The 12,819-nt window shown below is 74.1% G+C and carries 10 protein-coding genes and 1 pseudogene; 3 read left to right on the top strand and 8 right to left on the bottom strand.

Annotation, left to right across the window (positions count from 1 at the left end; all coding sequences use genetic code 11):
- Positions 1-44 precede the first annotated feature (44 nt).
- Entirely contained in the window at positions 45-1,565 is a 1,521-nt protein-coding gene (locus EDD30_RS41360) for a glycosyltransferase family 39 protein (protein WP_123678037.1), read from the bottom strand.
- A gap of 192 nt (positions 1,566-1,757) precedes the next feature.
- On the opposite strand from EDD30_RS41360, the pseudogene EDD30_RS41720 reads away from it, so the two are divergent.
- Both EDD30_RS41720 and EDD30_RS02925 read left to right on the top strand, forming a co-directional pair.
- Positions 1,758-2,098, top strand: a pseudogene (locus EDD30_RS41720) (aspartate aminotransferase family protein); the annotation flags it as partial.
- Between the two features lie 93 nt (positions 2,099-2,191).
- Positions 2,192-4,252: a GGDEF domain-containing protein gene (locus tag EDD30_RS02925; protein WP_143162905.1), complete on the top strand. Its 2,061-nt coding sequence runs from the start codon at positions 2,192-2,194 to the stop codon at positions 4,250-4,252.
- Positions 4,253-4,342: 90 nt separating this feature from the next.
- On the opposite strand, the gene EDD30_RS02920 is transcribed toward EDD30_RS02925, so the two are convergent.
- Positions 4,343-5,764, bottom strand: coding sequence for an amidase (locus EDD30_RS02920; RefSeq protein WP_071808179.1), 1,422 nt, complete (start codon positions 5,762-5,764; stop codon positions 4,343-4,345).
- 76 nt (positions 5,765-5,840) lie between these two features.
- On the opposite strand from EDD30_RS02920, the gene EDD30_RS02915 reads away from it, so the two are divergent.
- Complete coding sequence (locus tag EDD30_RS02915; protein WP_071808180.1) at positions 5,841-6,863, top strand: helix-turn-helix transcriptional regulator; 1,023 nt, start codon at positions 5,841-5,843, stop codon at positions 6,861-6,863.
- Between the two features lie 235 nt (positions 6,864-7,098).
- On the opposite strand, the gene EDD30_RS02905 is transcribed toward EDD30_RS02915, so the two are convergent.
- From EDD30_RS02905 to EDD30_RS02880, 6 genes are all read right to left on the bottom strand, one after another.
- Positions 7,099-8,049, bottom strand: coding sequence for an ABC transporter substrate-binding protein (locus EDD30_RS02905; protein ID WP_071808183.1), 951 nt, complete (start codon positions 8,047-8,049; stop codon positions 7,099-7,101).
- Positions 8,050-8,055: 6 nt separating this feature from the next.
- Positions 8,056-8,859, bottom strand: a complete 804-nt coding sequence (locus tag EDD30_RS02900; RefSeq protein ID WP_071808181.1) for an ABC transporter ATP-binding protein — start codon at positions 8,857-8,859, stop codon at positions 8,056-8,058.
- Entirely contained in the window at positions 8,856-9,941 is a 1,086-nt protein-coding gene (locus EDD30_RS02895; protein WP_244945085.1) for a FecCD family ABC transporter permease, read from the bottom strand. The genes EDD30_RS02900 and EDD30_RS02895 overlap by 4 nt, the downstream gene beginning before the upstream one ends.
- Positions 9,938-10,933 carry a FecCD family ABC transporter permease gene (locus tag EDD30_RS02890; RefSeq protein ID WP_071802981.1) on the bottom strand — a complete coding sequence of 332 codons (996 nt, stop codon included), beginning with the start codon at positions 10,931-10,933 and terminating at the stop codon, positions 9,938-9,940. The genes EDD30_RS02895 and EDD30_RS02890 overlap by 4 nt, the downstream gene beginning before the upstream one ends.
- A gap of 249 nt (positions 10,934-11,182) precedes the next feature.
- The gene (locus EDD30_RS02885; protein ID WP_071802980.1) at positions 11,183-11,968 is read right to left on the bottom strand and encodes an ABC transporter permease; all 786 of its coding nucleotides are present in this window, start codon (positions 11,966-11,968) and stop codon (positions 11,183-11,185) included.
- Positions 11,965-12,819 (bottom strand): ABC transporter permease, encoded by an 855-nt coding sequence (locus EDD30_RS02880; protein ID WP_071802979.1) that lies wholly within the window; start codon positions 12,817-12,819, stop codon positions 11,965-11,967. Before EDD30_RS02880 ends, EDD30_RS02885 begins: the two co-directional genes overlap by 4 nt.

The following is a 12,819-nucleotide window of genomic DNA, read 5'->3' as shown; positions in this document are numbered from 1 at the left end:
CGTACGCCGTTGGCAATACAACTGCAATGTGATGGTGTCGGCGGTCAGTCGATCGGTCGGATGCGGTAAAGGACGAGCGTGGCTTCGGAGCGGCGCCAGATGTCGGCGCGCTCGTAGCGCTCGCGCAGCAGACCCTGCAGCGCGGGCTGGCCGGTGGCGGGGTCGGCGGGATGGCCGCCGACGACCAGCCACACCCGGCTCGCGGACGCCACGTGCGCCGCGGCGTCGGGGTACTCCTCGGCCCGCAGCCGGCCCACCTCGGCGGCCGGGCGGCTTTCCAGCACGTCAGGCGGGCGGGACGGATAGCGGCGCAGGTAGTACTCCATCCCCGCCCGCATGGCCCGCGACTCCGCCTCGTACACGATGACGTCGCCGGGGTCCTGGTGGCGGACGACGAAAGCGGCGATGCCGCGGTAGTCGGGGCCCTTCTTCGCCGTGGTGGCGCGGACCCGGCCGTGCGCGGGATACGCGGTGACCGCCAGCAGCGCCACGATGCCCACCACCCGGAGGATCGCTCCTCGCCGGCCGTGCCGCAGAGCCTGCCCGGCCGTGCCCACCACCGCCACCGCGGCCAGGATCGCCGCCGGCGCCAGGACGACCAGCAGATAGCGCGCCACCCAGAGCGGAACCCACACCAGCGAGGCGACGGCGACCGCGAGCGGCGGGGCCAGCGCGAAGACGGCGACCTGGCGCACCCGCTCCACCGGCCGCCAGCGGGCCAGCACGGCCAGCCCGATCAGCAGCCATGCGGTGTTGGCCGCGCCGACGATCTCGCCGGGCGCCTGAAGGAAGGTGTCCGGTGCCAGCGGATCCACCCACGCCAGTTGCTCACCGCGCTGCCGCGTGCCCAGCCACGCCACCGGCAGCAGCACCACGACGCTGACGCCGAGCGTCACCACCCAGGCCCGCGGCGAGCGCCCCTGACGGCGGTGGGCCGCCACCACGGCGGCGTGGGCGGCCAGCGTGGCCAGCGCGATCAGGTGGCTCGCCCCCAGCAGGACCACGGCGACGCCGTAGCCGATCCACCGCCACCGGCGCGGGCGCTCCAGCGCCCGCAGGAGCAGCAGCAGGGCGAGCACGGAGAGCAGGCAGGTGAACGCGTACGGGCGGGCCTCGGCCGCATACCGCGAGCTGTTCGGGACGATGCAGAGCAGCAGACCCGACAGCAGGCCGATCAGCGGGGTGAACAGGCGGCGGCCGAGCTCGCCCGCGAGCCCCACCGCCGCGGCCATGGCGACGATCGAGGGCAGCCGCAGGTCGGTCTCCGACGCGCCGGCCAGCCGGGTCCAGGCGTGCACGAGGAAGTAGTAGGGACCGAAGACCGCGTCGACGTGGTGGAGCAGATCCCAGATCTGTTCCGGCGACCGTCGCGCGATGTCGGCGGTGCTGGCCTCGTCCCAGCTCAGCGTCGGCCGCCCGGCGCCGACCAGGCCGAGGCCGAGCATCAGCACCGCGGGCACCACCCCCGGAGCCAGGCGTGGCAGCCACGCCGGCAGAGGGCGGCGGGTGGACGCTGGCGCGGTCCGTAACCCCCCGTCCACGGCTTCCGCGTGATCGTCCGGCATGCCGGGAAGGTTAGCCACGGTCGGCGGTGTCCGGCCAATGGCGCCGCCGTCTCATCCCGGCGAACGCCGTGTCCTTGCCGAAGAGGGGGCACCGCGGAACAATCGCGGCGTGACGGACAACCGGACGTGGCAGGCGGTCGCCCGGGCGACCGCCTCCCACGGCACCACCCTGGGCGCCCTGTCGATCACCGGCGTGCCGGCGCTCAAGCAGCCGTACGAGCCCCTGATGCCGAGCACATCCGCGGCGACGGCTGTTTCTTCGGCATCGAACTCGTCAAGGACCAGACCGGCTCCGGCGGCGGCCCCGTCGACGAAGGCGACCCGGGCGACGTTCGAGGCCGCCGAGTCGGAGCGGCTGCTGCGCGGCTTCCTGTCCCGGGCCCTGTTCGACGCCGGGCCCTATCGCCGCGCCGACGACCCGCGGCGACCCGGTCGTGCAGCTCGCGCCCCCGCTGATCTGTGACGTGCCCCACTTCGCGGAGATGGAACACGTGTTGCGCACGGTCCTGACCACGGCCGCGGACCGCGTCTGAACTGCCCGGCCGCCCGCTAACCCTCACCTTGCCGACGCCGGCGCCGATGGGATGTCCGGACCGAGGAGGGGGCGCGAGCGGGTGATGCCTAGCGTGGTGGCTCCTCGTGGCGTACCCGAGGGGCGGTTGCGGCAGACGCGCGGCGGCGCGATCCGGTCGCTGCTGACCCTGACGCCGTTGCCTCCCTACCTCGCCGCCACCTGGCCTGCCGAGCACCGCCCCGTCATGGCCGCGATCGTCGGCTTTCTCGCGCTGTGCGCCGTCGGCATGTGGGTGGCCGCCCCCGTCGGCCGGTCCCGGTACTGGATGCAGCTTCACCTGGGCACCCTGGTGGTCAACACCGCCGGGTACGCCGCCCTCGGGGTGCTGGACGGCGGCGTGGCCAGCCCGCTCGGCCCGCTGCTGCCGTTCGCCGTCATGGTGTACGCCGTCACCATGCCGCCGCGGTCGTTCCTGCCCGCCGCGGCGCTGTCGGCGGTCGCCTACTGGATCGTCGCCATCGCGGGCGGCCCGGCACCGCCCGGCTACGCGGTCGTCTACACCGTCGCCTTCGGCGGTATCTCGCTCCTCTGCCTGCGCTACTCGGGAGCCATGGCGTCGCTGCGGCGGCGCCTCGACGCGTTGTCGCGCTCCGATCCGCTGACCGGTGGCCTCAACCGGCGCGGCTTCGACGAGCGCCTCGCCGCGGCGCTCGCCGAGGCGGACCGCACCGGCGAGCCGGTCGCGCTGCTCGTGCTGGACCTGGACCGGTTCAAGGAGGTCAACGACACCTATGGCCACCAGGCGGGCGACGAGCTGCTGACCTGGACCGCGCGCACCCTGGCCTCGCAGTTGCGCTCGCGCGATGCCGTCGGCCGCCTCGGCGGCGACGAGTTCGCGGCGGTCCTGAGCGGCGTCGGCGCCGAGGAGGCCGCCGACGTGGCCGAACGCCTGCGCGCCGCCCTGGACGGCGTCGTGACCGGCAGCATCGGTTTCGCCTGCTACCCCGCCGAGGCCGCCGATGTCGAGGAACTGCGCCGGCACGCCGACGAGCGGGCCTACCGCGACAAGACCTCCCGGGTACGGCAGCTCCCGCCGCCCGCGGCCGTCGCCCGGGCCCGCGCCGCCGCCGCGCCGGCCGAGGCGCCCCGGGTCTCCCGGCACGAGCGGCGCCGGCGGGCGATCGCCGACTCCGGCCGGCTCGGGCTGTTCGACCCCGGCGTCGGCCTGCTCTACGTGGTCCTCTTCGCCGCCGGCCATCCGCACCGGCTCGGGATGGGCCTGCTGCTGACGCTGGCGGGGCTGATCGGCCTCGGCACGCTCCGGCTGGCCGGGCCGCTGAGCCGGTACCGGCACAGCGGCCCGGTCATGTTCGCCGTCGGTGTCGCCCAGTTCGGCATCGCCGCCGCGGTGGTCTGCCTCGACGGCGGCGCCGCCGCCACCCTGGCGCTCGGGCTGTTCGCGCCGCTTCCGCTCATCGCGTTGACCACGCCCAACGTGGGCCGCCCGCTGATGGCCGTCATCGTCGCCGGATACCTGGCCATCGCGACGTTCGTCGGCGATCCGAACCCGTGGTGCGTCGTGATGCACATGACCGGCGCCCTCTCGGTGTCGGTGATCTGCGCGCACAAGGGCCGCATCGCCGCACGGCAGCGGCGGCAGCTCAGCAGGCTGTCGCGCCTCGACGCGCTGACCGGCTGCCTGAACCGCCGCGGCTTCACCGAGCGCTTCGAGGCCGAGCGGTCCCACGCCCGCGAACACCACCACCCGACGGCCTTGCTGATCTTCGACCTGGACGGCTTCAAGCAGGTGAACGACGTGCACGGCCACGCGGCCGGCGACGAGCTGCTGGTCTGGGTGGCCGCGACGCTGCGCGCACACGGGCGCCCTCGCGACCTCGTCGGCCGTCTCGGTGGGGACGAGTTCGTCATGCTGCTCGGCCTGGAGGGCGGTGAAACACCGGCGGTGCGCGCCGAGGCCCTGCGGGCGGCCCTCGCCGAACGCACCGCGTGCAGCGTCGGTGCCGCCCGCGTGGGCGACGACGGCGAGGACTTCGCCGCCCTCTACGCGCACGCCGACGCGGAGCTCTACGCCCGCAAGCTGGCCCACGGCGGCGGCCGCAGCCGCCGCCCCTCACCCCCGGCGGCGGCCCCGCTCGAGGAGTCGAAGACCTAGGCGACCGGGCGGTGGACGCCGCTGTGGCCCTGCCGGATTCAGCCACTACCGACGACGCGGCTACCCACTCGTCGACGGCCGTTGCAGCTCCTAGGTCTGGCGACCGACGGAGCCGGGCGGTGTCCGGCCCTGCCAGGGCTCGGCCTCCTCGAGCCGCGCGGCGACCCGGATCAGCAGATCCTCGCGGCCGTAGCCCGCCACGAGCTGGACCCCGACGGGCAGCCCCTCGGCGCTGTGCCCGAGCGGCAGGCTCACGGCCGGCTGACCGCTGACGTTGAATACGGACGTGAACGGCCCGTACGCGAGCAGCGAGTCGAGCCAGCTCGCGACCGTGTGCCCGGGGTCGTCGTAGCGCAGGGTGCCGTGCGGCGCGGGAAGCTGCGCCAGCGTGGGCGTCACCAGCAGGTCGTGGTCGGTGAAGAACGCGCCGACCGTCCTGCTCACCCTGTTCTGTGCGTCCAGCCGGGCCAGCAGGTCCAGCGCGCCGAGGCCCCGGGTCTCCGCGAGGGCCTGCCGCGAGACCGCCTCCAGCAGCTCGGGATCCGGCGGGCGTGGTCCCCTGAGGAACATCGCGGCGATGGCGGTCAGCTCCGCCCGCAGGGCCAGCACCCCGGCGTCCCAGTCCACCGCCGGGCTCGCCTCGATCACCTCGTGCCCCATCCGCTCCAGCAGCCGGGCGGTCCGTTCGGTCTCCGCCGCCACCCGGGGGTCCACCGGTACGCCCGACCAGGCCCGCGTGGTCACCGCGACCCGCAGCCGTCCCGGGTCGGCGCCCAGTTCGTCGGCGTAGGGCCGGCGCGGCGGCGGCGCGGTGTACTTGTCGCCGACGCCCGGGCCCTGTACCGCGTCGAGAAGGTGTGCGGTGTCGCGGACGCTGCGGGTGAGCGCGAACTCGTACGCCATCCCGAACATCGGCTCGCCGAGGTCGGGACCGCACGGGACCCGGCCGCGGCTCGGCTTGAGGCCGACCAGAGCGCAGCAGGAGGCGGGCACCCGGATGGAACCGGCGCCGTCGTTGGCGTGCGCCATGGGCACCGCCCCCGCCGCCACGAGGGCCGCCGCGCCGCCGCTGGAGCCGCCGGCGCCCCGGTCCGGCGCCCACGGGTTGCGGGTCGTTCCGTACCGGACCGACTCGGTGGCGAAGCTGATCAGCATCTCGGGGACCGTGGTCAGCCCGAGGGTGACCAGGCCGGCGGCCCGGAACCGGCGCATCAGGTCGCTGTCGTGGCGGGCCGCCGCGTGCCGGATGCTGCGGCTGCCCAGCGCGAACGGGATTCCGGCCGCCATCGGGCCGCTGTCCTTGAGCAGAAACGGCACGCCGGTGAACGGCCCGTCCGCGGCGTGGCCGAGCGCGGGCGAGAACAGCGGCAGCGCCAGGCCGTTCACCTCGGCGTTGGCGGCTTCCAGGGCCCGCCGGGCGGTGTCCTCGACCTCGGCCGGCTTCACCTCCCCGGTGGACATGAGACCGCGCAGACCGATCGCGTCGTACCGGGCGTACTCGTGAAATTCCATGCCTCGAAGTGTGGGGTGAGGCCCGCCGCGGAAAAATCCCGGGATCTGGGGATGGTCCGGGCGGCAGACTCGGCGCATGCACACCCTCGAGTCCGTCGCCCGAGCGATGTCGGCGCTGCCGCCGGCGACGCCCGCCGAGTTCGGCGCCGAGCTATCCCGCCAGGTCGCCCGCCTGATCCCGCACGACGGCTATCAGCTCCGCGGGCTGGATCCCGGCACCGGGGTCGGTTGCCTCGTCGTCAGCGAGGGCGGCTACCGCGCCGCCGCCGCCCGGCGGCTCGAGATCAACGAGTGCGGCGGCCGGGACCTGCACTCGCTGGCCGCCCTGACCGGCGGCGACCGTCGCGCCGGGATCCTGGGCACCGGCGCGATCGAGGAGCGCCACAGCGTTCGCCTGCACGACATCATGGCCGCGGAGGGCTTCGGCAGCGAGCTGCGTGTCGCCCTGATCCACGCCGGCGTCACCCGGGGCACCCTCACCCTGCTCCGGGGGCGGGGGAGCCGGCCGTTCTCCGCCGCCGAGGCCGGCCACGCCGAGCGGCTGTCCGCGCCGCTGGCGGTGGGATTGAAGCGGTTCGTCGCCGGTCGGCGACCGCGCCCGCCCGGCGGTGGCCTCGCCCCGGGTGTGGTCGTCGTGGAGGCCGACGACACCGTCCGGGCCTCGGCCGGCGGGCGTGCCTGGCTGAGCCGGTTGCTGCCGCCGCCGCCCGCGGAGGCCGGCGACGACGCTCTCTTCGCCAACCTGTGGAGCCTCGTCTACGCCGCGCGGCGTGCCGGCGGCGAGGCCCTGACCCGCATCCCCGCCGGCGGGGGATGGCTCGCCATGCAGGCCCAGCCCTTCGAGGCCGCGGGCCCCGGCGCCGTGGTGATCACGATCCAGCCCGCCTCCGCGGACCTGCTGCTGCCGGCCTTCGCGTCCTGGCACGACATCACCCCGGCCGAACGCGCGGTGCTCGACCAGGTCCGCCGGGGACTGCCCGCCAAGCAGATCGCCACCCGCCTGCTGCTGTCGCCGCACACGGTCAACGACCACCTGAAGTCGATCTACCGCAAGACCGGCGTCACCGGCCGGGACGAGCTGCTCGCCGCCTGGGCGTAGAAACCGTCTCTCGGATCATGGTTTGGTCCAGAACAGGATCCCGGCGAGAGTGGGTGCGGCCTGGTGGTGCACCGCCAGTTTGTCGGTGTGCCTGCTGGTCCGATGGCTGCGGGATCGTCGCGCGGACACCGCGGCGGCGCAGCTACTCGCGGATCGCCCGCGACGAGTACGCCTCGTCGGCCAGGACCCGCTGCGGACGTTGCCGTGGGCGGCCGGGCCCTCGACGAGGCACCGCTCAGGCGGCGAGATGCTTCTCGAGGTCGTCGAGGATCTTGCCGGCGGCGGTGACGCCGATGCCCGTCATCCAGGTCTCGTCCGGAACGACGTGTGCCTTGCCGGCCTTGACGGCGCCGAGGTTCTTCCAGAGCGGCCCGGCGGTCACGGCGGTCTGCTGTTCGGCGGCCTTGGGTCCGTAGGCCGCGACGAAGATGACGGTGCCGTCGACTTCGGAGACCCGTTCCGGGCTCACCTTGTCGAAGCGGCGGTCCTGCTTGCCGGTCAGCAGCTGTCGCTCGGGGCGGCCCAGCCCGGTGTCGCCAACGACGATGCCGGCGAACGACTCCGGGCCGTAGATGCGGATCTCGGTGGGCATGAACCGCACGATCGAGACCTTCGCCGTGCCCGGGTTGCCGATCTTCGCGCCGACGGCCTTGGCCCGCGCCTCGTACGCGGCCAGCTTCTCCTTGGCCAGCTCTTCCTTGCCCAGCGCCTTGCCGTCGAGCAGGAAGTTCTCCTTCCACGGCTTGCCCACGTTCTCGGTGAACACCGTCGGGGCGATTTTCGCCAGTTCGTCGTAGTACTTCTCCTGGCGGAACTTGGAGCCCAGGATGAGATCGGGTCGCAGTGCCTGGATGGCCTCCAGGTTGGGCTCCTGCAGCGTGCCGAGCTCCTTGATGTCCTTGGTGGCGTCGGCGCCGATGTAGGTGGGCCAGCCGGTCAGCTCGCCGGCGCGGGCCGCGCCGACCGGGGTGACGCCGAGCGTCAGCGCGGTGTCGATCTTGTCGGTGTCGAGCACGACCACCCGGGTGGGTGCCACGGGCACCTTGGTGGTGCCCATGGCGTGGACAATCTCGCGGGTCTGCCCGCCGGCTGCAGGGTCATCGCCGGAGGATGACGCGCCGCAGCCGGCCAGGCCGAGGCCGGCCAGAACGGTGGCGGTGAGCGCCAGTCCAAGTCGGTTACGCATTTCCATTCACCTTTTCTCGGTTGCGGGTTTGCCGGGAATGACCAGGGGGGCGCCGGTGACCGGGCAGGGCACGACCACGCAGTCGAGGCCGAAGACGTCGCGCACCAGCTCGGCGGTGATGACGTCGGCGGGTCGGCCGGCGGCGACGATCGCGCCGGCGCGCATGGCGATGACGTGGTCGGCGTACCGGGCGGCCTGGTTCAGGTCGTGCAGCACCGCCACCACGGTGCGCCCGTCGGCCCGGTTGAGCCGGCGCAGCAGGTCCAGCACCTCGACCTGGTGCGCCAGGTCCAGGAAGGTGGTGGGCTCGTCGAGCAGCAGCAGGTCGGTCTGCTGGGCCAGCGCCATCGCGATCCAGACCCGTTGGCGCTGCCCGCCGGACAGCGCCTCGACCGGTCGGTCGGCGAGTTCGGCGATGTCGGCGTCGCGAAGGGCGGCGGCCACCGCGTCGGCGTCCCCGGTCGACCACTGCCGCCACCACCGCTGGTGCGGTGAGCGGCCGCGCGCGACCAGATCGGCGACGGTGACGCCCTCGGGGACCAGCGGGCTCTGCGGCAGGACGCCCAACCGGCGGGCCAGCTCCCGCGGAGGCACGGTGTGCAGCGCGACGCCGTCGATGAGCACCGCGCCGGCGCGGGGTCGCAGCAACCGGGCCAGGGTACGCAGCAGGGTGGACTTGCCGCACGCGTTGGGTCCGATGATCACGGTGAAGTCGGCCGGCGGGATCTGCACCGACAGCCCGGCCAGGACGGTGCGCTCGGCGTACCCGACCGTGACGTTCTGAGCGGTCAGCGTGACGTGCGGTCTCATACGCTCCCCCGGCGGCGGCCTCGAACGAGCAGGAACACGAGGTACGGTCCGCCGATGGCGGCGGTCAGCACGCCGGCCGGCAGCTGTGTCGGAGCGAGCAGGCGGCGACCGACGAGGTCGGCGAGCACCACCAGCACGGCCCCGACGAGGGCGGCGCCGAGCAGCGGCGGGCGGTCGGTGCCGGCGAGCCGGCGGGCCACCTGCGGGGCGACGAGCGCGACGAAGTCGACCGCGCCGACCTGCGCGGTGGCGGCTGCAGCGAGGAGCACGCCGGTGACGCCGAGGCCGAGGCGCCGGGCGACCGGTCGGGCACCGAGCCCGCGGGCGGTGTCATCGTCGAGCGCGGTGGTGTGCAGCGCGCGGGCGGCCCACAGCAGGGCCGGGCCGGTCAGCAGCAGCGTGCCGGCGACGGCGGCGGCCTCGGTCCAGCCGCGCCCGTTGAGGGAACCGATCAGCCAGATCTGCGCCCGTTGCCCGTCGATCGGGTCGGCGGAGACGATGATGATCTCGATCAGAGCGCGCAGTGCGAAGGCGACCGCGACACCGGAGAGTACGAAGCGATGCGCGGCCAGGCCGTGCCTGGCCCCGATCGCGAACACCAGTGCGGCGGCGGCCAGCCCACCGGCCAGCGCGGCCGGGGCCACGGCGGCCGCCGCTACGCCGGTGGTGAGGGCGTAGGTGGCGGCCAGCCCGGCGCCCTGGGTGACTCCGATGACGTCCGGGCTGGCCAGCGGGTTGCGGCTGACGCTCTGGATGAGCGCGCCACCCAGCCCGAACGCTGCGCCGGCCGCCGCCGCCAGCGCGGTGCGCGGCAGGCGCAGCTCGTTGACCAGGAGATCCTCGGGTGTGCCGCCGAGGAACACCGCACGCAGCACCTGCACCGGGCCGACGGTCACCTCGCCGAGGCTGAGGCTGGCCACGACCGCGGCGGCGAGAACGGCGGCCAGCGCCACCGTCACCGCGACGCCGCGTCGGTGCACCAGGGCCGAGGCCTCGCCGATCCGCAGCGCCGGCCGCCCGGGCAGCCCGGCGCGCAGGTCCCGGCCGGCCTCCCGGCAAGCCGATCCGCCGGGCGCGGTCACGCGCTCACCGCCCGGGCGCGGTGAACCAGGACAACCAGCAGCGGCGCGCCGACCAGCGCGGTGACCACGCCGGTAGGCACCTCGCCGGGCGGTGTGATCACCCGGCCCACCACGTCGGCGGCGAGCACCAGCGCCGGGCCGAGCAGCACACTCACCGCGACCACCCAGCGGTGATCGGCGCCGACCAGGCCGCGGGCCAGGTGCGGCACGGCCAGGCCGACGAACGCGATCGGCCCGGCCACCGCGACCGCGGCGCCGGTCAGGAGCACCGCGGCGCCGGCGGCGGCCAGGCGCACCCGGCCGACCCGAAAGCCCAGGCCGCGGGCGACGTCATCGCCCAGGGCGAGGGCGTCCAGGCCCCGCGCGGCGACGACGGCCAGCAGCAGGCCGGCCATGACGAACGGCAGCACCTGGGCCGCCATGTCCGGGGTGCGGCCGGCGAGAGCCCCGACCGCCCAGAACCGGTACTCATCGAACGTGCGGGCGTCGACGGCGAGCAGGCCGTAGATCAGCGCACCGAGGGAGGCGTCGACGGCTGCGCCGGCCAGCGCCACGTTGACCGGGCTGACCCCCGCGCGGCCGGTGACCGCGTACACCAGGACGCCGGCCACGGCCGCACCGACGAGGCCGAACCAGACATACCCGGTCAAGGTGGTGATCCCGAAGACGGCGATCGCCGTCACCACGCCGGCCGCCGCGCCCGCGCTCACCCCCAGGATCCGCGGGTCGGCGAGCGGATTGCGGGTCAGCGCCTGCATGGCGACCCCGGCCAGAGCCAGCGCCGCCCCGACCTCCAGGCCGACGAGGGTACGCGGGACCCGCATGCCGCGGACGATCGTCGCGTGCTCGCCGCCGTCGCCGTCCCGCAGCGCGCTCAGCACGTCGCCCACCGGGATGGGCTTACTGCCCAGCGCGAGGCTGGCGAGCACGGCGAGAGCCAGCAGCGCCAGCGCGACGAGGATCACGCTCATCCGGCGTGCCCGGCTGCCCATGGTCCTCCCTGCTCCGATCCGACGATGACGGAGCCCGGAGCTTAGGTTAGCCGTGCCTTAGTCGTCGAATCGGCCGAACACCACCGTGCGGCGCCGCGTCCGCACGCGGTGACCATGCGCTGCTGGACTCGTGCCGATTCATCCCGGAAGGGGAAGAAGCGTACGGATGGACTCGCCGCCCACTGCCAGGCCGCGCTCACTCTCGCCGGGATCCCGCTCTGGACCAAACCATGATCCGAGAGACGGTCGCTAGCGCCGGCGGGGCCGGGCGCGGATGGCGGTGCTCACCGCGAGCAGGACACCGGTCAGGTAGAGCAGCGTGCCCATGACGTTCACCTGCGGCGGCAGGCCGGCCCGCGTGGCGCCCCAGATCCACAGGGGGAACGTGGTGGTGGTGCCCGCGGTGAAGCCGGCGACCACGAAGTCGTCGAGGCTCAGCGCGAAGGCCAGCAGCATGCCGGACGAGACCGCCGGCGCGAGGAGCGGGAGGGTGATTCGCCGGAAGGTCGTCCACCGGCCCGCGCCCAGGTCCGCGGCGGCCTCCTCGAGCGAGCGGTCCAGGGTCAGCACCCGCGCCCGGACGACCACCGCGACGAACGAGATCGCGAACATGACGTGCGCGCACGCGATCGTCACGGCGCCCAGGCCGGCGCCCAGCGAGACGAAGAGGGTGAGCAGCGAGGCGCCCATGACCAGATCGGGGCAGGCGACGGCGGCGAACATGACCAGGTCGAGCACGCCGGAGCCGCGGAACCGGTAGCGGCCCAGGGCGTAGCCGATCCCGGTGCCCAGGGCGCCCGCGACCAGCATCGTCGCGAGCGCGATGAGCAGCGAGGTGACCAGCGCCCGGGTCAGCTCGTCGCGCTCGAAGATCCGGCCGTACCAGGCGAGGGTGAAGCCGTTCCAGCTCTGGTTGTAGCGGCCCCGGGTGTCGTTGACGCTGAACAGCACCATGACCAGCACCGGCAGGGTGAGCCAGGCGATGACCAGCAAGCTGTACGCCCGCAGCACCCGTCCGCCCCCGCGCCCCGTCATCGCGCCGCCACCGTCAGCACGTCCGCGGTGCCCAGCGCCCGCGCGTACGCGAACAACCCGCCCAGCAGCACCGCCATCAGCGTGGCGGACAGCGCGGACGCGGCCGGATAGTTGGAGCTGGAAAGGTACTGGGCCTGGATGACCTGGCCGATCATCGTCGTGGACGGGCCGCCCAGCACCGCCGAGGTCACGTAGTCCGAGCTGGCCGGCACGAACGTCATGAGCACCCCCGCGAAGACGCCGGGCAGCGCCAGCGGGAGGACCACCCTGCGGAAGGCGGCGGCCGGGCCGGCGTACAGGTCGCGGGCCGCCTCGACGACGCGCGGGTCGATGCGCTCCAGCGCCACGTACACGGGCAGGACCATGAACGGCAGGAAGGTGTAGACCAGCCCGCCGATCACCGCGACCGGGGTGCCGAGGACGTGGAACTGGGCGCTGAGCAGCCCGGCGCTCTTCAGCGGGCCGAGCAGGACGCCCTCGTCGGTGAGAAGCTGCCGCCACGAGATCGTCCGCAGCACGAACGACACGAAGTAGGGCGACAGCAGCAGGAGCAGGTACGCGGGTTTGCGCCGCCCACCGTGCACGGCGATCCAGTACGCGACCGGGAACGCCACCCCGACCAGCACGAGCGTGGTGATCGCGCCGTAGGTCAGGGACCGGAGGAACTGGGTGCGGTAGGTGACGATCGCGTCGGCGTACGTCTGCCAGTGCCCGGTGAAGACGTAGCCGTTCACGACGTCGCCCTCCTGCAGCGACAGCGACAGCATCGTCGCGGCCGGCACGACGAAGAACAGCAGGAGCCAGAGCCCGCCGGGCAGGACCAGCAGGTACGGCGTCAGCGCGCGGCGCAC

The sequence above is a fragment of the Couchioplanes caeruleus genome (assembly GCF_003751945.1).
Classification (GTDB): domain Bacteria; phylum Actinomycetota; class Actinomycetes; order Mycobacteriales; family Micromonosporaceae; genus Actinoplanes; species Actinoplanes caeruleus.
The sequence above is the reverse complement of the archived record's forward strand: the minus strand, read 5'-3'. Positions and strand labels throughout refer to the sequence as shown.